Origin of the sequence: Nonomuraea sp. NPDC049784, assembly GCF_040659615.1 — a bacterium.
In the GTDB taxonomy this organism is placed as follows: Bacteria; Actinomycetota; Actinomycetes; order Streptosporangiales; family Streptosporangiaceae; genus Nonomuraea.
Window position 1 is genome coordinate 1 of sequence record NZ_JBFAMX010000139.1, and the last position, 21,707, is coordinate 21,707.

General features: G+C 69.7%; 22 protein-coding genes. 14 read left to right on the forward strand and 8 right to left on the reverse strand.

From position 1 onward, the window contains the following. The 8 genes from AB0J09_RS26490 to AB0J09_RS26525 all read left to right on the forward strand — a co-directional run. On the forward strand, window positions 1-1,258 hold a 1,258-nt coding region (locus AB0J09_RS26490), incomplete at its 5' end, for a molybdopterin-dependent oxidoreductase (protein ID WP_360696409.1). A gap of 4 nt (window positions 1,259-1,262) precedes the next feature. Then, window positions 1,263-3,056: an NAD(P)H-dependent oxidoreductase subunit E gene (locus AB0J09_RS26495; protein WP_360696411.1), complete on the forward strand. Its 1,794-nt coding sequence runs from the start codon at window positions 1,263-1,265 to the stop codon at window positions 3,054-3,056. After that, window positions 3,053-3,895, forward strand: coding sequence for a 2Fe-2S iron-sulfur cluster-binding protein (locus AB0J09_RS26500; protein WP_360696414.1), 843 nt, complete (start codon window positions 3,053-3,055; stop codon window positions 3,893-3,895). Before AB0J09_RS26495 ends, AB0J09_RS26500 begins: the two co-directional genes overlap by 4 nt. Then, window positions 3,888-4,748, forward strand: a complete 861-nt coding sequence (fdhD, locus tag AB0J09_RS26505; RefSeq protein WP_360696416.1) for a formate dehydrogenase accessory sulfurtransferase FdhD — start codon at window positions 3,888-3,890, stop codon at window positions 4,746-4,748. The genes AB0J09_RS26500 and fdhD overlap by 8 nt, the downstream gene beginning before the upstream one ends. A 151-nt stretch (window positions 4,749-4,899) precedes the next feature. Continuing rightward, window positions 4,900-5,799: a metal ABC transporter substrate-binding protein gene (locus tag AB0J09_RS26510; protein WP_360696419.1), complete on the forward strand. Its 900-nt coding sequence runs from the start codon at window positions 4,900-4,902 to the stop codon at window positions 5,797-5,799. After that, entirely contained in the window at window positions 5,796-6,590 is a 795-nt protein-coding gene (locus tag AB0J09_RS26515) for a metal ABC transporter ATP-binding protein (protein WP_360696422.1), read from the forward strand. Before AB0J09_RS26510 ends, AB0J09_RS26515 begins: the two co-directional genes overlap by 4 nt. After that, window positions 6,590-7,462, forward strand: a complete 873-nt coding sequence (locus AB0J09_RS26520; protein ID WP_360696466.1) for a metal ABC transporter permease — start codon at window positions 6,590-6,592, stop codon at window positions 7,460-7,462. Before AB0J09_RS26515 ends, AB0J09_RS26520 begins: the two co-directional genes overlap by 1 nt. Next, complete coding sequence (locus AB0J09_RS26525) at window positions 7,459-7,851, forward strand: transcriptional repressor (protein WP_360696425.1); 393 nt, start codon at window positions 7,459-7,461, stop codon at window positions 7,849-7,851. Before AB0J09_RS26520 ends, AB0J09_RS26525 begins: the two co-directional genes overlap by 4 nt. Window positions 7,852-7,858: 7 nt before the next feature. Here the strand turns inward: AB0J09_RS26525 and AB0J09_RS26530 are convergent, their stop codons facing one another. Continuing rightward, window positions 7,859-8,821, reverse strand: a complete 963-nt coding sequence (locus AB0J09_RS26530; RefSeq protein WP_360696428.1) for a DMT family transporter — start codon at window positions 8,819-8,821, stop codon at window positions 7,859-7,861. 35 nt (window positions 8,822-8,856) lie between these two features. Between AB0J09_RS26530 and AB0J09_RS26535 the strand changes: the two genes are divergently transcribed. Then, on the forward strand, window positions 8,857-9,384 hold the full coding sequence (locus AB0J09_RS26535; RefSeq protein ID WP_360696469.1) for a CGNR zinc finger domain-containing protein: 528 nt from the start codon (window positions 8,857-8,859) through the stop codon (window positions 9,382-9,384). 18 nt (window positions 9,385-9,402) lie between these two features. Here AB0J09_RS26535 and AB0J09_RS26540 read toward each other — a convergent pair whose 3' ends face one another. Further along, window positions 9,403-9,741, reverse strand: a complete 339-nt coding sequence (locus AB0J09_RS26540) for a hydroxyisourate hydrolase (RefSeq protein ID WP_360696430.1) — start codon at window positions 9,739-9,741, stop codon at window positions 9,403-9,405. A 722-nt stretch (window positions 9,742-10,463) separates the two neighbouring features. Here AB0J09_RS26540 and AB0J09_RS26545 point away from each other — a divergent pair. Together AB0J09_RS26545 and AB0J09_RS26550 are read left to right on the forward strand one after the other, a co-directional pair. Next, window positions 10,464-10,910 carry a hypothetical protein gene (locus AB0J09_RS26545; protein ID WP_360696433.1) on the forward strand — a complete coding sequence of 149 codons (447 nt, stop codon included), beginning with the start codon at window positions 10,464-10,466 and terminating at the stop codon, window positions 10,908-10,910. Window positions 10,911-11,848: 938 nt separating this feature from the next. Further along, the gene (locus AB0J09_RS26550) at window positions 11,849-14,866 is read left to right on the forward strand and encodes a BTAD domain-containing putative transcriptional regulator (RefSeq protein WP_360696437.1); all 3,018 of its coding nucleotides are present in this window, start codon (window positions 11,849-11,851) and stop codon (window positions 14,864-14,866) included. A gap of 9 nt (window positions 14,867-14,875) precedes the next feature. On the opposite strand, the gene AB0J09_RS26555 is transcribed toward AB0J09_RS26550, so the two are convergent. Beyond that, window positions 14,876-15,085 carry a DUF6059 family protein gene (locus tag AB0J09_RS26555; protein ID WP_360696440.1) on the reverse strand — a complete coding sequence of 70 codons (210 nt, stop codon included), beginning with the start codon at window positions 15,083-15,085 and terminating at the stop codon, window positions 14,876-14,878. 145 nt (window positions 15,086-15,230) lie between these two features. Here AB0J09_RS26555 and AB0J09_RS26560 point away from each other — a divergent pair, with 145 nt between their 5' ends. Then, window positions 15,231-15,590 (forward strand): WhiB family transcriptional regulator, encoded by a 360-nt coding sequence (locus tag AB0J09_RS26560; protein WP_360696443.1) that lies wholly within the window; start codon window positions 15,231-15,233, stop codon window positions 15,588-15,590. Between the two features lie 96 nt (window positions 15,591-15,686). Here the strand turns inward: AB0J09_RS26560 and AB0J09_RS26565 are convergent, their stop codons facing one another. The 4 genes from AB0J09_RS26565 to AB0J09_RS26580 all read right to left on the reverse strand — a co-directional run bounded on the left by AB0J09_RS26565 (window position 15,687) and on the right by AB0J09_RS26580 (window position 19,034). Then, window positions 15,687-16,469, reverse strand: a complete 783-nt coding sequence (locus tag AB0J09_RS26565; protein ID WP_360696446.1) for an SDR family oxidoreductase — start codon at window positions 16,467-16,469, stop codon at window positions 15,687-15,689. A 9-nt stretch (window positions 16,470-16,478) separates the two neighbouring features. Beyond that, window positions 16,479-17,156: an SDR family NAD(P)-dependent oxidoreductase gene (locus AB0J09_RS26570; protein ID WP_360696449.1), complete on the reverse strand. Its 678-nt coding sequence runs from the start codon at window positions 17,154-17,156 to the stop codon at window positions 16,479-16,481. Further along, the gene (locus AB0J09_RS26575; RefSeq protein ID WP_360696452.1) at window positions 17,150-18,301 is read right to left on the reverse strand and encodes a cytochrome P450; all 1,152 of its coding nucleotides are present in this window, start codon (window positions 18,299-18,301) and stop codon (window positions 17,150-17,152) included. Before AB0J09_RS26575 ends, AB0J09_RS26570 begins: the two co-directional genes overlap by 7 nt. A 64-nt stretch (window positions 18,302-18,365) precedes the next feature. After that, a complete protein-coding gene (locus AB0J09_RS26580; protein WP_360696455.1) occupies window positions 18,366-19,034 on the reverse strand; it encodes a TenA family transcriptional regulator in 669 nt (222 codons plus the stop codon). A gap of 150 nt (window positions 19,035-19,184) precedes the next feature. Here AB0J09_RS26580 and AB0J09_RS26585 point away from each other — a divergent pair, with 150 nt between their 5' ends. After that, on the forward strand, window positions 19,185-19,937 hold the full coding sequence (locus AB0J09_RS26585; RefSeq protein ID WP_360696458.1) for an SDR family oxidoreductase: 753 nt from the start codon (window positions 19,185-19,187) through the stop codon (window positions 19,935-19,937). 16 nt (window positions 19,938-19,953) lie between these two features. Continuing rightward, window positions 19,954-21,255 (forward strand): cation:proton antiporter, encoded by a 1,302-nt coding sequence (locus AB0J09_RS26590; RefSeq protein WP_360696461.1) that lies wholly within the window; start codon window positions 19,954-19,956, stop codon window positions 21,253-21,255. Between the two features lie 76 nt (window positions 21,256-21,331). Here AB0J09_RS26590 and AB0J09_RS26595 read toward each other — a convergent pair. Continuing rightward, window positions 21,332-21,707 (reverse strand): hypothetical protein (locus AB0J09_RS26595; protein WP_360696463.1); only part of this gene is annotated, 376 nt, incomplete at its 5' end.

Sequence of the window (21,707 nt, forward strand, 5' to 3'; positions counted from 1 at the left end):
GGCGGACGCCATCCGCGAGCTGGCCCACGCCTACGCCCGCGCCGACCGCGCCCAGCTGTGCTGGACGCTCGGCATCACCGAGCACCACAACGCGACGGACAACGTACGGGCCCTCATCAACCTGGCCCTGCTCACCGGCCACGTCGGCCGCTACGGCTCCGGCCTGTCGCCGCTGCGCGGCCAGAACAACGTGCAGGGCGGCGGCGACATGGGCGCCATCCCCAACCGCCTGCCGGGCTTCCAGGACATCCTCGACCCGGACGTCAGGGCCCGCTTCGAGAGCGCGTGGGGCAGGGAGATCCAGCCCCAGTACGGCTTCAACCTCACCGAGATGCTGGAGGCGATGGCCGAGGGCGAGGTGACCACCTGCTACCTGATCGGTGAGAACCCCGTGCAGTCCGAGGCCGACTCGCTGGCCTGCATCAAGCGCCTGTCCATGCTCGACCACCTGGTCGTGCAGGACATCTTCCTCACCAAGACCGCCCAGATGGCCGACGTCGTGCTGCCCGCCAGCGCCGCCTGGTGCGAGGCGGACGGCACGTTCACCAACAGCGAGCGCCGCGTCCAGCGGGTGCGCAAGGCCCTGGAACCGCCGGGCGAGGCGCGCGACGACATCTGGATCATGTGCGAGATCGCCCGCAGGCTGGGCCACGACTGGCACTACGACGGCGCGGAGGAGGTCTGGAACGAGCTGCGCGCCCTGTCGCCCCAGCACAAGGGCATGACCTACCAGCGACTGGCCGAGCTGCAGGGCATCCAGTGGCCCTGCCCGTCCGAGGACGCGCTGGAGCCGCCCTACCTGCACGGCAGGCTGTGGGAGAGCGACCCGGTCAAGCGGGGCGTGCCGGCGCCGTTCGCGTTGCTGCGCCACTCGCCGCCGGTGGACCTGCTGGACGAGGAATATCCGCTGCGGCTGACGACCGGGAGACGGCTCGACTCGTACAACACGGGCGTGCAGTCGTCCGGGTTCGCCTCTCCCCTGCGCCGCGGCGAGACGGTGGAGCTCTGCCCTGAGGACGCCGAGCGCCTCGGCGTCGTCGCGGGCGAGGAGGTGCGGATCAGCTCTCGGCGCGGGTCGGTGGTCGCGCCGGTGTTCATCGACCCCGCCCTGCGGCCGGGGCTGGTGTTCATGACCATGCATTTCCCGGACGAGGTGGACACCAACTCGCTCACCATCGAGGCCACCTGCCCGATCGCGGGCACGGCCGAGTTCAAGGCGGCAGCCGTACGCGTCGAGAAGCTCGTGAAGGCCGGGTGATCAGATGGATCTGAGGTTCCGCGGCGCCGAGCCGTCCGAGGAGGAGCGCGCGGCCGTCGACGCCCTGCTCGGACCGCCCGCCACCGCATGGGATGGCGGTTCGAGGACCGAGACCGACCTGCGGGTCGCCGCCCGCGCCGAGTCGCAGCGCGACCTGCTGCTGCCCGTCCTGCACGCGGTCAACGACCGGGTCGGGTGGATCAGCGAGGGCGCGCTCGAGTACATCTGCCGCCGCCTCACCGTGCCGCCCGCCGAGGCGTACGGGGTGGCCACGTTCTACTCGCTGTTCTCCATGGAGCCGCGCCCGAGGCGCGTGCTGCACGTCTGCACCGACCTGGCCTGCCAGGCGAAGGGCGGGGAGGACGTACGCAGGCGGGTCGAGGAGGCGCTCGGCCCGCAGGGCCGGTCGTGGCACGAGAGCCCCTGCCTGGGCCTGTGCGAACGCGCCCCCGCCGCGCTCGCCCTGGAAGCGGGCACTCCCCCCAAGGCCCAGGTGTACGCCCCCGCGCACGCCGACACGATCGCCGGCACACCGAGCCCCAACGGCAGCACGCCCAGCCTCGACGTCGCGGGCGACGCCCCGGTGGCGGCGGCGGTGCCGCAGGCCGGGCAGGACGGGCTGGTGCTGCTCAGGCGGGTCGGCACGGCCGATCCCGGGAGCCTGGACGACTACCGGGCGGCCGGCGGCTACACCGCGCTCAGGCGGGCGTTCGAGCTCGGCCCGGCCGGGGTGATCCGGGAGGTGCTGGAGTCGGGGCTGGTCGGCAGGGGTGGCGCGGCGTTCCCGACCGGCCGCAAGTGGGACGCCACCGCGCGGCAGCCCGACCACCCGCACTACCTGGTGTGCAACGCCGACGAGAGCGAGCCGGGCACGTTCAAGGACCGGGTCATCATGGAGGGCGACCCGTACGCGCTGGTGGAGGCGATGACGATCGCCGGGTACGCCACCGGCTGCGCCAAGGGCTACCTCTACATCAGAGGCGAGTATCCCCGTGCGACCGCGCGCCTCCAGCACGCCATCGCGACCGCCCGCGCGCGGGGCCTGCTCGGCGACGACATCCTCGGCAAGGGGCTGTCATTCGACATCGAGCTGCGCAGGGGTGCGGGCGCGTACATCTGCGGCGAGGAGACCGCGATCTTCAACTCCATCGAGGGCAAGCGCGGCGAGCCTCGCAGCAAGCCACCGTTCCCCGTGGAGAAGGGGCTGTTCGGCAAGCCGACCGTGGTCAACAACGTCGAGACGCTGGTCAACGTGCTGCCGATCCTGGAGCGCGGCGCCCAGGCGTACGCGGCGGCCGAGCCCAAGCTGTTCTGCGTCTCGGGCGCGGTCGAGCGGCCCGGCGTGTACGAGCTGACGTTCGGCGCCACCTTGCGTGAACTGCTGGAGATGGCCGGGACCACGGGCACGACCAGGGCGGTGCTGCTCGGCGGCGCGGCCGGCGCGTTCGTCACCGACCTGGACATCCCGCTCACCTTCGAGGGCACCAGGAACGCGGGGGCCACGCTCGGCTCCGGCGTGGTGCTCGTCATCGACGACACCGTGGACATGAAACGGCTGCTGTTGCGCATCGCGGAGTTCTTCCGCGACGAGTCCTGCGGCCAGTGCGTGCCCTGCCGGGTGGGCACCGTACGGCAGGAGGAGGCTCTGCACCGCCTGTCGCGCCGCGTCTCCGAGGACGATCTCGTGCTGCTGCGCGAGGTCGGCCAGACCATGCGCGACGCCTCCATCTGCGGCCTGGGACAGACCGCATGGAACGCCGTCGAATCCGCCATCGACCGCCTGGGGGTGTTCAAATGATCCCGCTTCAGCCGCCCCGGCGGCTCATCGACGTCCAGATCGACGGCGAGGACGTACGCGTGCCGGAGGGCTCGACGATCCTCGACGCCTGTCAGGCGGCCGGGAAGGACATCCCGACCCTCTGCTACGGCGACACGCTGACCCCGAAGAACGCCTGCCGCGTCTGCGTCGTGGAGGTGGAGGGCGCCAGGACGCTGGCACCCGCCTGCTCCAGGAAGGCCGAACCGGGCATGAAAGTCGGCACCGACACCGAGCGCGCCAGGCAGAGCCGCAAGGTGGTGCTGGAGCTGCTCGGCTCCTCCGTGGACATGTCGACCACGCCTCGCGCCGCCGAATGGGTGGCCGAGTACGGCGCCGACCCCGCCAGGTTCGGCGACGAGGCGGCCAAGGTGGAACAGCCCGCCAAGGTGGACAACGACCTCTACGTACGCGACTACAGCAAGTGCATCCTCTGCTACAAGTGCGTGGACGCCTGCGGCGACCAGTGGCAGAACACCTTCGCCATCGGCGTCGCGGGCCGGGGCTTCGATGCGACGATCTCCACGGAGTTCGACGCCCCGCTCACCGACTCGGCCTGCGTCTACTGCGGCAACTGCGTCGAGGTGTGCCCGACGGGCGCGCTGTCGTTCAAGACCGAGTTCGACATGCGGGCCGAGGGCACCTGGGACGAGTCCGAGCAGACGGAGACCACCACGATCTGCAGCTACTGCGGGGTCGGCTGCAACCTGACCCTGCACGTGCAGGACAACAAGATCGTCAAGGTGACCTCGCCGCACGACAACCCGGTGACCAAGGGCAACCTGTGCGTCAAGGGCCGCTTCGGGTACGGCTATGTCTAGGGTCGCCGTCAAGAGACGGATCCTGAGGGTCAAGGACACGGCCCGCACCCGCGGGATCGACTCGCTGGCCGCCGAGGAGCCGCTGGAGATCCGCCTCGACGGGACACCGCTGACGGTCACCATGCGTACGCCCGGGGACGACTTCGACCTGGCCGCCGGATTCCTGGTCAGCGAGGGGGCCGTGGGCTCGGCGGACGACATCGCCACGATCCGCTACTGCGCGGGCGCGACGGTGGACGGCGGGAACACGTACAACGTCCTGGATGTACGGCTGGCGCCCGGCGTCGAGGCGCCCGCCCCGCGCAACTTCTACACCACGTCCTCCTGCGGCGTCTGCGGCAAGGCGTCGCTGGAGGCGGTGCGCACAGTGGCTCGCTGGAGCGCCGGCGACGACCCGGTCGAGCTGGCGCAGTCCACCGTCGTCACCCTGCCGGACCGGCTGCGTGCGGCCCAGCGGGTGTTCGACAGGACCGGGGGCCTGCACGCGGCCGGCCTGTTCACGGCCGACGGCGAGCCCCTGTGCGTGCGCGAGGACGTGGGCCGGCACAACGCGGTGGACAAGCTGCTCGGCTGGGCGCTGCGCGACGGCCGGCTCCCGCTGCGGGGCACCGTGCTGATGGTGTCGGGCCGGGCCTCGTTCGAGCTGGTGCAGAAAGCGGTCATGGGCGGTATCCCGGCGCTCGCCGCGGTCTCGGCGCCGTCGTCGCTCGCGGTCGAACTGGCCGCCGAGGAGGGGCTGACGCTCATCGGGTTCCTGCGCGGAAACTCGATGAACGTCTACACCGGCGAGCGCCGCCTGGACATCACTTCGGGCGTCGGCTATGGCTCAGCCGACGCGCGTTCACCGGGGTGATGGCGGGATGCCGAACGGTGCCGCCTGGCCCCCAGCCCACCGTCCGGCATCCCCTGTTCATGGCCTCCGCTTCGTGGAGGGGGCTCGGTCGCTGGGGAGCCGTCGCAAAGCACTTTGACAACCATTTTCATTTTGGCGCATACTGACTCACATGATGTCAGGATTTTCCCGGTCGCACGCTGCCGGTTTGCTGGCCGGGGCCGCCCTCCTCACCGTCGCCGCCTGCGGATCCGGCTCCGCCGGGACCGCCGCCGCGGACGGCAAGCCCGAGGTGGTCGCCGCGTTCTACCCGATCCAGTGGCTGACCGAGCAAGTGGGGGGATCCGACGCGCACGTTACGGTCCTGACCGCGCCCGGCGTGGAGCCGCACGACCTGGAGCTGGGCATCCAGCAGGTGAGCGAGCTCCAGAAGGCCGCACTCACCGTCTACATCAAGGGCGTCCAACCGGCCGTGGACGACGCGGTGGACGCGGACAAGAGCTTCGACGCCGCCACAGCCGTCAAGACCCTCCCCTCGCAGGGGGGCGAGGAGCATGAGGTCTCGTACGACCCGCACCTCTGGCTCGACCCGTCCCGCCTGGCCACTGTCGCCACCAAGCTCGGTGAGCGCCTGGCCGGCGCCGATCCGGCGCACGCGCAGGCGTACAAGGACCGCGCCGCCAAGACGGCGAGCGCGCTCGGAACGCTCGACCAGGAGTTCGCCAGGGGCCTGAGCGCGTGCAAGACCAAGACGCTGGTCACCTCGCACGAGGCGTTCGGCTACCTGGCGGACCGGTACGGGCTCAAGCAGGTCGGCATCACACTCGACCCGGAGCAGGAGCCGTCGCCCACGCGCATCTCCGAGGTAGCCAAGCTCGCCAAGTCCGAGGGCGTGACCACGATCTTCACGGAGTCCCTGGTCAGCCCCAAGGTGGCCGAGGTGCTCGCGAACGAGGTCGGCGCGAAGACGGCCGTGCTCGACCCGCTGGAGAGCAAGCCCTCCGGCGACTACCTGTCTTCCATGCGCGATAACCTCAAAACCCTACAAACAGCACTGGGGTGTACGGCATGAGCGAAACGGCCTTCGCGATGACCGACGGCCGGGTCTCCTTCGATGGCAAGCCCGTCCTTCGGGGCATCGACCTGACCGTCTGCCCAGGGGAGGTCGTCGCCCTCCTGGGCGCCAACGGCTCGGGCAAGTCGACCCTGGTCCGCACCCTGCTCGGCCTCACGCCGCTGACCGGCGGCTCGACGCTGGTGTACGGGTCCCCGCCCGGCAAGTTCCGTGACTGGTGGCGCATCGGCTACGTGCCGCAGCGGCTGCACGTCGGCGGCGGCGTGCCCGCCACCGTGCGGGAGGTCGTGGCCTCTGGCCGCATCGCCAGGCAGAGCCGGCTCCGCAGGACCAGCCCGGCCGACAGGGCCGCCGTGGCCGGCGCGCTGGAGGCCGTCAGGCTGGCCGACCGCGCGAACGACCCCGTCCAGTCGCTGTCCGGTGGGCAGCAGCAGCGGGTGCTCATCGCCAGGGCGCTGGCCGGGGAGCCGGACACGTACGTGATGGACGAGCCGACGGCGGGTGTGGACGCCGAGACGCAGCAGTTGCTGGCCGACACGCTGGCCGGGCTGGTGCTCGACGGCAAGACGGTGGTGCTGGTCGCGCACGAGCTGGGGCCGCTGGAACCGATCATCACGCGCGGCGTGGTGATCCGCGAGGGCCGCGTCGCGCATGACGGCCGCCCGCCGCGGCCTGAGGGCGACTGCGCCAGGCCCGGCCACGAACACCAGCACCCGCACGCCGCCGCCCCGGCCGTGGGACCGCTGACGGGCTGGCAGGGCACCGGCCCGCAGGAGGGGTCGCTATGATCATGGATCTTCTTCAGGAGCAGCTCTTCCAGCTCGCCCTGGTCGCCGCGCTGCTGGTGGGCCTGTGCGCCCCCGCTGTGGGGACGTTCATCGTGCAGCGCAGGCTGGCGCTGCTGGGCGACGGCATCGGCCACGTGGCGCTGACCGGCGTGGCCCTGGGCTTCCTGACGGGCACGACGCCCGTGCTCACGGCCGTGATCGTCTCGGTCGTCGGGGCGGTGGCCATCGAGCTGGTCAGGGCCCGTGGGCGGACGAGCGGCGACGTGGCGCTCGCGCTGCTGTTCTACGGCGGGATCGCGGGCGGCGTCATGCTCATGGGCATCGCGCCCGGCGGCAGCAACGCCAAGCTGAACTCGTACCTGTTCGGCGCCATCGCCAGCGTGACCCCCCAGGACATCTGGGTCATCGCCGCGCTGGCGGTCGCCGTGATCGCGGTGGTCGTGATCTTCGGCAGGGAGCTGTTCGTGCTCTGCCAGGACGAGGAGATGGCCAGGGCGAGTGGCCTGCCCGTACGCTTCCTCAGCCTGCTGATCGCGGTCACGGCCGCGCTGACCGTGGTGATCGCCATGCGCGTGGTCGGCCTGCTGCTGGTCAGCGCACTGATGGTGATCCCCGTGGCCACCAGCCAGCAGCTCACGCGGGGGTTCCGCACCACGATGGGGCTGGCCATGCTGTTCGGGGTGCTCGCCTCGGTGGGCGGCCTGCTGGCCTCCACCTACTCGGCCAAGGTGCCTCCAGGGGCGGCGATCGTGCTTCTGGCTCTCGTCGGCTTCGTCCTGGCGCTCGGGATCGGTAGATTCGTACGGCGAGGCCGAACCCAGGAGTCGACAGTGAGCGAGCGACCAAAGATGCCCGTGGAGGAGGCCGCATGACGACGAGGCGCAATGCCGTGCACGACACCCTCCGCAAGAGCGAGGGCTTCCGCAGCGCGCAGGACGTCTATGCCGAGATGCGCCTGCACGGCGCCAAGATAGGCCTGACCACCGTCTACCGCGCCCTGCAGGCCCTGGCCGACGGCGGGCAGGTCGACGTGCTGCGCACGGACGAGGGCGAGTCGGTCTATCGCGCGTGTGCCAGTGAGGTCCATCACCACCACCTGGTCTGCCGCCGGTGCGGCCACACGGTGGAGGTGGCCGGTCCCGCGGTCGAGCGGTGGGCGGAGGCCGTGGGGAGCGAGCACGGCTTCACCGAGATCACCCATACGGTGGAGGTCTTCGGCACCTGCTCCTCCTGCTCCTCGACGCCGGCCGAGGCGGGCTGAGGCCGCTTCACGCGACCTTCGACAGCTCTTCGTCGTGGACCTCGCGGGCCCGGGAACGGCTGAGGGAGCCGTACAGAACGCCGAGGATGATCACCAGGCACCCGGCGAGCTGCAGGACCGACGGCCGCTCGCCGAGCGCCACGGCCGACAGCGCCACGGTCGTCATGGGCTGGATGAGCAGCAGCAACGCGGTGAGCGCGGCGGGCTGGCGCGGCAGCGAGAACGTGATCAGCGACCAGCCCAGCACCTGCGGCCCCAGCGCGAGCAGCAGCAGCCATCCGTGCGCCGGCCAGACGGGCACGAGGTCGGCGCCCCCGAAGAGCGGGCTGAGCAGGGCGATGGCCACGGTGGCGACCACGGTCGCGTGCGCCAGCGGCCCGGCTGCCCGCTCGGGCCCAGCCTTCATCAGCAGCAGAAACGCCGCGTAAGAGATAGACGTGGCAATCCCCGCCCACACCCCCATGACCGGATCGCTCCCATAGGCGGCGCTGTCGAACATCCCGGATATGAGCACCACCCCGGCGAACACCACCGGCGTGGCGATCATCAACCGCGTGGACGGCCGCTCCCGGAACAACGCCCACGCCGCGAACGCCACGATGAACACCTGCAGGTTCCCCAGCACGGTGGCCAGCCCCGCGCCCACGTAGTCGATCGCGTGGTGCCAGAAGAGCAGGTCGAGCGCGAACACCACCCCTGCGAGCCAGGCGAGCACCCGCCCCTTGATCGGCAGCGGCCCGAGCCTGCGCCGCTCCAGCCAGGCCAGCACGAGCATGGGCGGCACGGCGTACGCACAGCGGAACAACGCTGACGTGGCGGGCGATACACCTGAGAGACGGACCAAGGGACCGGAGGTGGAAATGATGAGCGCACCGGCGATCGCGATCAGCACGATACGGCGATGTGTACTCACGGAGACCCCCGAACGCCCACGCAGGAGATACAGTGCGACCACGCTAGAACCCGGCACGGACAGGAGTCAACATGCCGTTTGGCCATGACATGGTGCATTCTTTGGCCACCGTTGTCGAGTTGGTCAACACCTCACCGTCCACAGGCGGTGACGAGGGCCTGGCCGGCCTGGCCGAATTGCAGGCGTTCGTGGAATCCCGCCAGATCAGCGGCGTCACCAAGCTGACGCCCCGCGACCTGGGACAGGTGCGAATGGTGCGCGAGGCGTTCCACCGCGTCTTCACCGCCCCGGACCAGCCCACGGCGGTCCGCACGCTGAACGCTCTGCTGTCGGATACGCGGATCACGCCCCGCATGACGGAACACGACGGCCACCCGCTCCACATGCACTATTTCGCCGCCGACGCGACCCTGGCCGAGCACGTGGCGGCCGACTGCGGGGTGGCCCTGGCACATTTGCTGGTGGAAGGCGAGACCGAACGGCTGCGCACCTGCTCGGCCCCCGACTGCGACCGCGTCTTCGTCGACGAGTCCCGCAACCGGTCCCGGGTGTACTGCGACAGCCGGACGTGCGGCAACCGCATGCACGTGGCCGCCTACCGCGCCCGGCGCCGCGCCTAGCGCGTCGGGCCCGGGTGTTCAGCTTCTGGTGCCGAAGTACGTGGAGTACGTGCTCGGAGACAACATGATCAAAATCTGGCAGACGCCGGACTCCTCGCGGATCCGGAACACGACCACGATCTCCGGATAGATCGCCTCAATGCCGAGCCCGGAGAAGTAGTAGTCGCTGTCGAACACAACCCGGTACAGCCCGCGGGACAGCCTCGACTCGGCCCACTTGCTGACGTTCCCCTCGCCGTCGGTCTCAGCTCTGCCGATGTCGTCCCAGAATCCGCTGACTGACTGCTCCAAACGCACTCGCAGGCCCGACGCCGGCCGGCCATACACTCCGTCGAGCACCTGCGCAGAGATATTCATGTCTTCACCATCCCGACGCCTTCTATCCTTGTGCCTTCCAGCCGCTATTCGCCTGCCGGCCGTCGCCGCCGCGTGGCCGGACGGAGATGGCCGGAGCACGATCTCGCACCGGGCGTCTCGCGGATCCCATGCACCGGTCCTGCCAGGCCGCCTCGCACGCCAGGGCTCCGACGCCGCTCTTGATCGCGTCCTGAGGTGAGCGGAAGACCGAGGCGCACGCGAGATCTCTGCCCGCGGAGTGGCGCGGATGCACCAGTAATTCGGTGGAACGCCGGATATAGAGGATGTCGGAGGCGCGTTACCAAGGTCAAGTCCGGGCGTCAACAAGACCGGCGTAAGAGTGATCTGGCACACGTTGCCGGCCCCTTCAGCGTTGCCGCACAGGAGCCCTTCTTACCCGGGCCGGTAGGGACCGCTCCGCCCGTACCCGGCCTGTGCCGCGGTCGTTGTGCGGATGGACCGGTAGACGCCTTCTCGACGGCTTGCGGTTCGTCCATAGATCTGGTCCGCGGAGACGCCGGGCATGGCACGCTCGGCGGCAGCCGGGAAGCTGAGAACCATTTCCGTCCCGGCTCGCGATCCAACACGAGGCGCGACCGCGCGCAAACCTCACGCGACAAGTCGGGCATCGTGTCGCGGAACAGCTCCGATGAATACTGCAAGCCCAGTTCGCAGCCTCCCGGTTATCGCCTGACCGGCTGATTAGCATGCGGGCTCGAGCTATGAGCGAGCCCTTTGCACCGGCATCGGGCAGTTGCGAGCACTATGCGGCTGAACAGCGGAAACGTCGCATTACATCGATGAATAGCGAGGGGCGGCGCACCTGCCGGGCGGCGCACGTGCGCTCGATCAGCTGTTCACATAGTCCGCATCAGCACGTTGATCGTTACGTGGCCGGAGATGAGGCCCTCTTCGAGGAGCTCGCGCACGACACGCACTGGCCCCGACCGGCCTCCGGAAAATCGACCGCGATTTCCCCGAGAGCCATCGCGGCCGCCCAGCCGTACATTGTCGGCTTTTGCGCGGGCGCCACGAGCGAAATAGCGATCGATTCTCGCCGGAAAATCGGCCCGCAGCCGGCGGGCCACCTCGATGATAACGCTATCTCGCCGGGCGCGACCGGAACACCGAAGTGGACCGCCCATGACAGCCGGCAGTTGTCATCGTAACCGACATGGTCACGCTTCTCACAACTCGCCCTGACGGGATATGCGGCGATTTAATCCGGGATCCGCGTGGTGATGTTCGCAGTCAAGGAGGCGCGCAGCTCCGGGAATGTAATCGATCAGTTATGCGCCGGTCCAGGCCCGATACTCCTTCTCTTTCTCCTGCTTCGTGGCCATGGAGACGCCCGAGGGGCGGTCCGGGGGGCCATGCGGAGGTAACACGAGGCCAACTCACGACATCGCCCTATTCGTCCGCCCCCAGTCGGCCTATCTCTCCAATCTCCACCCTGACCTGGGAGGATGCCGCCCGAGAAGGGAACGGATAATGAATGGATGGAGGGCGCTCTTAGCTTCAGATCACAGGCAGCCGGCCGGGCGGCGGCAGGCGCCCCAATTGTTAACGCGAGGTAAAACATGATGTGGCGTCGTCTTTCGAAAAGCATCATCCCGCTCGCTCTGTCCGCGGCCCTCTCGGCAGGAATGCTATGGGCCGGTGCCCTCCCTGCCGGCGGCTCGATCGCACTGTCGGCAAATCATGGCTCGGTGCACGCTGAAGGCACCCCCTGGGACTGACCCGGCGCTCCCCGCACAAGCCTGGCGGCCGCCCCTCGGTCCGACCTTCTCATCAGGTCGAAGACATAGGGGCGGCCGTTTTCGCATTCACGTGTTCACACTGGTTCAGGACAATGGAGTGCCGCTGCGGCATGAGAGGCGACCGCGTCGCGAACAGATCGCGAAGAAATAGGTTTTATCTGGCTTCCAAATGCACCGCGCTGTACACTCCGCGAGTAAGGGGCAATCCATCAGGCCTCTATCGCAGCCGGTCAGGGGGCCTATCCTGCGCGGATGGCGGTGATGGGCGCACCAGTGATGTCGGCTGCTCGCACGCCATCGCCGGGCTGAACGGGAGACACGGGGTGGAGATTCGGATCCTCGGCCCTTTGGAAATCACGATAGAGGGGAAGCGGCTGGACCTCGGCAGCCCTCGGCAGCAGACGGTTCTGGCCGTCCTCCTGCTCGAGGCGGGACGCGTCGTCTCGGTCCGCCGGCTCATGGAGGCGATCTACGGCGATGACCCGCCGGCCACGTCCCGGGCGCAGATCCAGATCTGCATCTCCTCCCTGCGGCGCTTGTTCGCCTCGTACGGGTACCCCCACATCATCACCACCGAATCCCAGGGATACATCTTCCGCTGCGACGACCACCAGATCGACGCGCAGCGATTTCGCCGGCTCGCCACCGAAGCACGTCGCGCGCGCGACGCCGGACAGCTCGACGACGCCGTGCGCGGCTACCGCGAGGCGCTCACCCTGTGCACCGGTCCGCTGGAGGGCATCGAGAGCCGGCTGGTCCGGTCGGCGGTGACCAGGTTCACCGAGCGGCAGATCACCATCAACGAGGAATGCATCGAGCTCGAACTCGAGCTGGGCAGGCATCGCGAGCTGGTGGCCGAGATCACCGAGCTCGTCGAGAGGCACCCTCTCCGGGAGCGGTTACGCGCCCAGCTCATGACAGCGCTGTATCGCTCCGGGCGGCAGGCGGAGGCGTTACAGGTCTACCAGCACACACGAGAGACCATGATCGAGGAGTTGGGCCTGGAGCCGAACGAGGAGCTCCGCCAGTTACACCAGGCGATCCTCACCTCGCACGAGAGCCTCAACGCCCCCGCACCGCCCCCGCCCCCACGCGAATCCCCGCCCGCCGTGCCCTCCGGGACACCGCGATTACTTCCCAGCGACGTCGCCGACTTCACCGGCCGCCGCCAGCAGGTGGAGACGATACGACGGCTGCTGACCTCGGACCACTCCCAGCTCGCCGTACCGGTTGTGGTCATCTACGGCAAGCCCGGAGTGGGAAAGACCGCCATCGCCGTACACACCTCGCACGCCATCGCCGACAGGTTCCCCGACGGCCAGCTCTTCGCCGACCTGCACGGCGCCGCATCGCCCACGGTCCATCCCAAGCAGGTGCTCGAACGTTTCCTCCGCGCACTCGGCCTGCCGGGCACGGAAATACCTGACGGCCTGGAGGAACGGGCCGAGGTCTACCGCACCATGCTGTCCGACCGGCGCATGCTGATCGTCCTCGACGACGCCGGCAGCGAGAGCCAGGTCCTCCCGCTGGTGCCGGGCTACCCGGACTGCGCCGTCATGGTCACCAGCCGCAGCCGCCTGGTCGGACTGCCCGGCGCCATGTCCGTCGAGATCGAGACGTTCGAGTCGCAACAGTCGATCAACCTACTCAAGCGCATCGCCGGCAGCGCCCGCATCCAGGACGATCCTGAGCCCGCCGCGGCCCTGGCGCAGCTCTGCGGCCACCTGCCGCTGGCCCTGCGCATCGCCGGCGCCCGGCTCGCCGCCCGGCCCAACTGGACCATCGGCCACCTGGTGGAGCGGCTCGCCGACGAGGCGCGGCGGCTCGACGAGCTCAGGTACGGCGAAATGGGGATCCGGGCCAGCCTTGCCCTGACGTACGAGAGCATGAGCGAACCGGCGCGCCGCCTGCTGCGGCGGCTGGCCATCCTCGACTTCACCCACTACTCCGGCTGGATCGCGGCCGCGCTGCTCAACGCGCCGCTCACCGAGGCCCAGGACCTGCTCGACGACCTGTCCGACGCCCAGTTGATCGAGATGTCCGGCACGGAGGAGGGGCACGCCCACTATCACCTGCACGAGCTGACCCGGGTGTTCGCACGCGAGCGGGTGGTGGCGGAAGAGTCCGCGGTGGAACGCAAGGCCGAGCTGAACCGGGTGCTCAGCGCCCTGCTCGCCCTCGCCCAGCAGGCGCACAGCCTGGAGTACGGCGGCGACTACGTCAAGGTGAGCAGCGCGGCGCCGTCCTGGCCGGCCCCGCCCGAGCAGATGGCAACGATCATCGGGACCCCTATGCAGTGGTTCGAGCGCGAGCGCGTGACGCTGGTGGCCGCCATCCGGCAGGCCGCCAGGGCCGGGCTCGTCGAGCTGTGCTGGGACCTGGCGATCACCTCGGTGACGCTGTTCGAGGCGCGCATCTACTACGACGACTGGCGGCAGACCCACGAGGTCGCCCTGGAGGCCGCTCGCCAGGCCGGGGACATACGCGGCCAGGCCACGATGCTCTACTCGCTCGGCTCGCTGCACAGCGCCGAGCAGCGCTTCGACGACGCCCGGCGCGACTTCGAGGCGGCAGCCGAGATGTTCAGGGCCGAGGAGAACGAGCAGGGAGAGGCGCTGGCGATCCGCGACCTGGCGTTCCTGGACCGGATGTACGGCCGGCTCACCGCCGCCGAGGCCGGTTACCGCCGGGCGCTGAAGATCTTTCACGCCAACGGGGACCTGGCCGCCGGGGCATTCGTCCTGCACAGCCTGGCCAGGACGCGACTGGAGTTACGCGACCCAGGCGAGGCCAAGCGGCTGCTCGACGAGTCGCTCCGGCTCAGCCGCGCGGCCGGGAGCAAGCGGGTGGAGGCGCAGGTGCTGTGCTGGCTCGGCGACGCCTACATCCAGGCGGGCGAGCTCCCCTGCGCCGTCGACGCGCTTCAGGTGTCGCTGACGATGGTGCGGGCGATGGACGATCCCATCGGGGAGGCGTACGCGCTGCACCAGCTGGCGCTCGCACAACTGCGCCGCGGTGAGTTCTCCGACGCGGCCACCGCGCTCGACCGGTGCATCGACCTGGCGGGCACCGCCCGGTCGCGGCTGGCCGAGGTCAAGGGGTTCACCGGGCTGGGCGAGCTCGCATCCGCGCAGGGCGAGCCGGACAAGGCCGTCCACTATCTGGACCAGGCGCTGGCGCTCTGCCGGAAGATCCACGCTCCGCTGTACGAGGTCCGGGTGCTCACCCAGCTCAGCGGGGCCCACGCCGCCACCGGCGACCAGGTGGCGGCGGAGCTGGCCCTCGCGGAGGCGTTGTCGCTGGCCGCGGAGATGGATCCGGTGGTCGTGGAGCAGGTACGCGCCGACCTGGGCCACGGTCGATGAGCTCCGAGCTCAGGGCTGGTTCAGCTCTTTCCAGAGCCGGGCCTCCTCCGGGGTCGGCGGCACATCGGGGATGAGCTGTTCCGGATGCCCCGCCGGAAGAGACGGAGGCGGGTTGTCCGGGGGGATCACCAGGAACGGGGCCATCCCGGAGATGCGCCCAACACCCACCAGGCCGTCCCAGATGAACTTGATGAGCCCTCTGGCAAGCCGAGCTAACACGGCCACCCTCCTTCGGTGTCCTGCAGGTGATGGATTGTGACTCCCCCCGCTCGACACCGTCTGGACGCCGCTCCACGCAGGTCCAGCAGGCATCGAACAGGCGTCGAGCTGCGGCGTGCACGCTGTGAAAAACGAGGGGGCAGACATGAAGACGTTCACCCTTCCGGCCCACCCCGGCGACGACGCCCTCACCCGGCTGGAGCGTTCACACGTCAGCGAGCACTGGACGACCAGGGCCGGGTGCGCGCAGAGCGACCCCGATCTGTTCTTCCAGGACGCCGGCCACAGCGCCGCCCACCGCGCCAAGGCGATCTGCCGCGACTGCCCGGTGGTCAAGCAGTGCCTGGCCGTCGCCGTACGGCTGGAGGTGAAGCACGGCATCTGGGGTGGCCTGCTCCCCGAGGAGCGCCGCCATCTCTACGTGCCGGCCGAGCCCGGGACCGGTGAGGGCGCCAGACGCCCCAGGAGACGGATCGACACGGGGAGCAGCACGGCCGCCGCCTGAGGCGACGACCACCGCGCTCCCCCCGCAGCTGAGAACAGCCGCACGATCAAGGCCGGCTTGCCGCGTGGCGGCGAGCCGGCCTCGTGCGCGTGGCCCTCAGGAGGGGCGATTGTAGTGAGCCGGAGGGGCCATACCGGCGTCGATCATGACCTCCGCGCCCGTGATGCTGCGGACCTTGCCGGACGCCAGCATGACGACCAGGGTCGCGATCTCGTCAGGCTCGATCATCTGCCCCGTGGAGAGCCCCGTCATCTTGGGAACGGTGGCGACGAACTCCTCCGGGGTCATCCCCGCGCGCCGGGCCATCTCCGGATTCGTCCACAGCCGGGTACGGACCGGCCCGGGCGAGATGGTGTTGACCCGGACGCCGCGTGAGCTGAACTCCGCGGACAGTGCCTTGCCGATGTTGGTGAGCGCGGCCTTGGCGGCCGAGTAGTGCCCGAGCCGCGGGTCCACCATGCTCGAGTTCATCGAACCGATGTTGATGATCGAGCCGTTCCGCTCGATCAGGCTGGGGAGCGCCGCCCGGGTCGCCCGGATCGTGGTGAGAACGTTGAGTTCGAACGTGTGCTGCCAGACGTCGTCGTCGATGTCCAGGAAGCCGGAGGCCAGCTTCACGCCGCCGCCCACGTTGTTGACGAGGATGTCGATGCCGCCGAACTTGGCGAGCGCCGCGTCGATCAGCGACTGCGGGCCCTGCTGGTCGAGAAGGTCGACTTCGAGGGTGTGCGGCGTCGTGGCCAGCAGGTCCGAGGTGACGGTGCGTGCCCCGCCGAAGACGTCAGCGCCCGCCGAGACCAGTTTCTGCGTGACCGCCAGCCCGATGCCGGCTCCGGCCCCGGTGACCACGGCCGTCTTGCCGGACAGGTCGAATTCCATGCTGTCTCCTTAACGTTTCTCGGTGAGGAAGCTGCCGTTCGGCCCGCCGGCCGGCAGGGTCGCCACGTCGGCGATGAACCGGGCGGCCTGTTCTGGCGTGACGTGTCCGCTGGGCATCATGTCGGTACGCACGCGTCCCGGGTTGACCGCGTTCACCAGCACTCCCGTGCCCTCGCACTGGGCGGCCAGCATCGTGGTCAGCCCGTTCAACGCGCTCTTCGAGAGCGAATAGCCGGGGGCGCCGGCGAAGAGGGCTCCGCCGAACTCGGCGGTCGTCCCGCTGGAGATCAACACCACACGGCCCCATCCACGGCGGATCATGGGCGGGACGAAAGCCTGGGCCAGCCGCCACGAGCCGAGCAGGTTCACCCGCATCGTCCGGTCGACGAGGTCGAGCGGCGCGGTGAGGGGGTCGGTGCGCGCGTCGAGCAGGACCCCGGCGTTGCACACCAGCACGTCGACGTGCTCGATCTCCTTGCGCAACAGCATGACGCCGGTGGGATCGGTGACGTCCAGGACGTGCGGGCATACGCCGGGACCGATGTCGGCGGCGGTGGCGAGGGCCGTCTCGGGGTCCCGCGCCGTCACCACCACCCGCAGGTTCCTGCGGTGCAGCTCGGCGGCGACCGCGCGGCCGATCCCCCGATTGGCTCCGGTGACGAGCGCGGTGCGGTGGGTGGTCACCATGTGACCGGAATCTCGCTGAAGCCCTCCATGAACCCGCCGAGCCCGCGGGGCAGATCGTCCGAGGGCACCGCGAGGCGCAGGTTCGGGAACCGCCTCAGCAGGGTCTCGGTCGCCACCTGGAGTTCCATCCGGGCCAGCGCCGCGCCGACGCAGTAGTGGATCCCCGCGCCGAAGGTCATGTGGTGGTTCTCCTTACGCCGGATGTCCAGCGTGAAGGGGTCGTTGAACACGGTCTCGTCCATGTTGGCCGACTCCTCGGACAGCAGGACGCTGGAGCCTTCCTTGATCACCGTGCCGTCGGACAGCGGGATGTCCGTCAGCGCGTAGCGCAGGGTCCCGATGGACGAGCCCATGATCTGCGTACGCAGCAGCTCCTCCACCGCCGACGGCACGAGCGAGTAGTCGGCCTGGACCTCCTTGACCAGGTCCTGCCGGTGGAGCAGCACCGCGGTCCCGGTGCCGATCTGGCTGGCGGTGGTGACGTAGCCGGCGATGAGCAGGCTCTGCGTCCAGAAGTGCAGCTCGTGCTCGGACAGGCGGTTGTCGTCCTCGTCGCGTACCTTGATCAGGGCGCTGATCAGGTCGTCGCCCAGGTCCGCCCGCTTGGCGGCGATCAGCTCGACGAGATAGCCCCACAGGCCCTTCCGGCACTCCTCGACCTCGTCGGCGGGCAGCTTGGTCACCGAGAGGAAGCCGTCCACCAGCCGGCGGAACCTGTTCCTGTCCTCCGGGGGGATGCCGAGCAGCTTGCAGATCACCAGGATCGGGAGCGGAAACGCGACCGCCTCGTTGAGGTCGACCGGCTTGGGCCCGGCCTCCATCTCGTCCAGCAGCTTGTCCACGGTCTCCTGCGCATAGGGCCGCAGCCGCTCGATCCGGCGTGCCGTGAACGCCTTGGTCACCAGGCTGCGCATCCTGGTGTGGTCCGGCGGGTCGGCGTCGATCTCGGGGTCGACGAACAGCTCGTTGTCCGCGGAGATCCGCGCGACACCGGGCCTGGCGATGTTCTTGCTCAGCCGTTCGTCGGCGAAGAGCTTCCTGACATCCTTATAGCGCGTCACCATCACCGCCGTGTCACCGCTGGGCAGCTTGACCTCGACGAGAGCCTTGCTCCGCAGGCCACGCAGCCCTTCGGGAACCTCCATGGGCGGTGTCCACGGGAAGGGGTAGGGAATTGCGGTTTCCGTAGTCATTCGGCGACCTTTCTCCTCAAACCGGCCACGAGGGCTGCCGCAGGCAGCATTCCGCGAAGGCCCATTCGTAACGGATGCTGGTGGAGAACTGCTCGACGATGAGCCGACGCTCCGCGGCCGAGCAGCTCTCGCCGGCCCGGTCGATCATGTCCAGGAACGCCTGCACCGCGTAGCGGTAGGACTCCCCCGGGTGGTAGACCTCGATCCACGGCAGATAGCGGGAGCCGGGCGCCGCGTTGAGCTTCAGGTTGTCCGACACCTCGGCGTTGAACCACACCATGGGCAGCAACGCGCCGATCCCGGCGTAGAAGGAGCGCGCGGTGGCGGCCGCGAAGAAGGACGCGTGCGCGTGCGTGGCCGGATCGACGGGAAGCTGCTCGCCGAGCTCCGGCAGGCCGAGCTCGGCGGCCAGCCCGGTGTAGGCCTGGCGCAGCCGGTCCTTGGCCTCGAGTGTGCCCGCCACGGACTGGCCGAGCAGGAACGCGTCGGTGTCCTCCGGAGCGGCCGCGGCGCATCGGGCCAGCGCGCGGGCGTAGGCGGGCAGGAGGAAGCCGGTGTCCTGCTGGACGAAATAGGCGAGGGCTTCGCCGGGAAGCGAGCCGTCGCGAAGGCCGGACCAGAACGGATGGTCCTGCACCTTCCGTAACACCGGGTCCCTGATCTCCATGAGCTCTTCGTGCAGCATCGGCCTTCCCCTGTCGCGTCGTGAACTCCGCTCCGGACGGTAGGGACCCGCCCTAGAAGCCCTCTGGAGTCCGGCACCAGGGGGTGCCAAGCCGTTCTCGAGCCCGCTGCCGCACATTGGTGGCTCCCAATGCCAACGTAAGGACGTCACATGGATCTTGGCTTGGCGGACAAGCGGGTACTGATCACCGGCGCCACGCGGGGCATCGGCCTGGCCACCGCCCGCGTCTTCGCCGCGGAGCAGGCGCGGGTCGCCATCACCTATCACACCTCCGACGCCGCGGCCAAGCGCGTGGTCGAGGAGCTGGGCGGCGAGGACCGGGCGTGCGCCCTGCCGTACGACCTGGCCGATCCGGACTCCATCAGGCAGGCCGTGTCGGCTGTCGAGGAGCGCTGGGGCGGGGTCGACGTCGTCGTGGCCAACGCGCAGTCGTGGGTGTGGATCAACCCCGAGGACATCCCTCCCTACCAGGACTTCCCCATGGACCACTGGCTCGGGCTGTTCCGCGAGAACGTCGAGGGCCACCTGTGGACCGTCCGCCAGGCGCTGGGCGGCATGCGGGAGCGAGGGTGGGGCCGGATCGTGCTGCTGTCCTCCGTCACCGCGACCCACGGAAATCCCGGTTCCGAGCTCTACAGCGCGGCCAAGGCGGCGCTGCACGGGTTCGTCCGCGGGCTGATGTGGACGCGCGACGGAGTCCTCGCGAACGTGGTCGCGCCCGGCGGCACGCTGACGGAGAGCCTGGAGGCAGTGGACCCCGTGCTCCTGGAGCAGGCCGTGCGGGAGACCCCGAGCGGGCGCCTGAGCACGGCGGACGACGTCGCACGCCTCATCGTCTTCCTGTGCTCGGAGGCGAACGGCAACATCAACGGCGAAGTCGTGCACACTGCCGGCGGGCGCTGACTAGGAGCTGCTGATCATGCACGTCACCAATCCGGTGCCGCCCATCGCGGCGGACAGTCTCCTGCTCTTCTTGCTCCAGGCCGGGCTGCTCCTGCTGGTCGCACTGGTCCTCGGCAGGATCGCCACCCGGTTCGGCATGCCCGCGCTGGTGGGCGAGCTGGGCACCGGCGTCCTGCTCGGCCCGTCCCTGCTCGGCCACGTCGCGCCGGGGGTGTCGGACTGGCTGCTGCCCAGGGACGCCGCCCAGTTCCACATGCTCGACGCGGTCGGCCAGATCGGTGTCCTGCTACTGGTCGGCATCACCGGCATGCACCTGGACCTCGACCTGATCAAGCGCAAGGGCACGACGGCCGTCAGGGTCAGCGCCGCCGGACTCGTGGTGCCGCTGCTCTGCGGAGTCGGAGTGGGGTTCCTGCTGCCCGGCTCGCTCATGGCCGCGCAGGGCGACAGGACGGTCTTCGTCCTGTTCCTCGGCGTCGCGATGTGCGTCAGCGCCATCCCGGTGATCGCCAAGACGCTGATGGACATGAACCTGCTGCACCGCGAGGTCGGTCAGCTCACCCTGGCCGCGGGCACGATCGACGACGTTTTCGGCTGGCTGATGCTGTCGGTCGTCTCCGCCATGGCGACCACCGGCTTGCGCGCGGGCGGCATCGTCCAGTCCCTGGTCGCCCTGGCGATCTTCGTCTTACTGGCCGTCACGGTCGGGCGTACGGCCGTCGGGGTCCTCCTGCGGCCGGTCAGCAGGCCGGGTTCGCCGGGGCCGGCGGTGGCCGCCGTGACGGTCCTGCTTCTTGGCGGCGCCGCCGCCACTCACGCCCTCGGGCTGGAGGCGGTCTTCGGCGCCTTCATCGTCGGCATTCTCATCGGCCAGGCACCCGGCTTCGACCTGAGTCTCCTCGCGCCGCTGCGCACGGTCGTGCTGGCCGTCCTGGCCCCGATCTTCTTCGCCACAGCAGGGCTGCGCATGGATCTGACGGCGCTCGGCGACTCAGCCATCCTGCTGGCCGCCCTGGCGGTGGTGGCGATCGCGATCGCCGGCAAGTTCGTCGGCGCCTTCATCGGCGCGCTGAGCAGCCGCCTCACGCGCTGGGAGGCCCTCGCGCTGGGAGCGGGGATGAACGCCAGGGGCGTGATCGAGGTGATCGTCGCGATGGTGGGCCTGCGGCTCGGCGTGCTGAACACCGCGAGTTACACCATCCTCATCCTGGTCGCCGTCATCACGTCCTTGATGGCACCGCCGCTGCTGCGCCTGGCGATGGCCCGCGTGCCCGACCAGCCCGGGGAGCGCGAGCGCGCACTGCGGGCGGTCTCCTAGAACCGACTCAGACAGCAGGAAACCGGCCCGGAGAGTGCGAGCAGGCTCTCCGGGCCGGTCTCTTCTCAGTGCCGGCCTAGCCGGCGGGGTGGCGCAGCACCAGGCAGCCGACGTTCCCGTCGTCGCCGGTGACGACGACCAGAGCCACCGCGCCCGCCACGACGGGAGCGGTTCGCCAGGCCGCGAGCACGTCCGCCAGCTGCAGTGCGGCAGTGGCACTGAAGCTCTCGCCCAGCAGGATCGCCGTCCTGAGCTGCGCAGGCAGCGGGACGCCCAGGGCGCTGCGGACGCCGGCCTCCTCGGCCGCTCTCAGCCCGCGCAGAGCCGACGCGCTCAAGGAGACCGCGGTGACCGCCGCACCGGGCACGCCACTGCGTTCGAGTGCGCGGCCGACGCAGGTGGCCAGCCCCTGCCGTACGTCCGACATGCCCAGGGTGCCGACCTCACAGGCG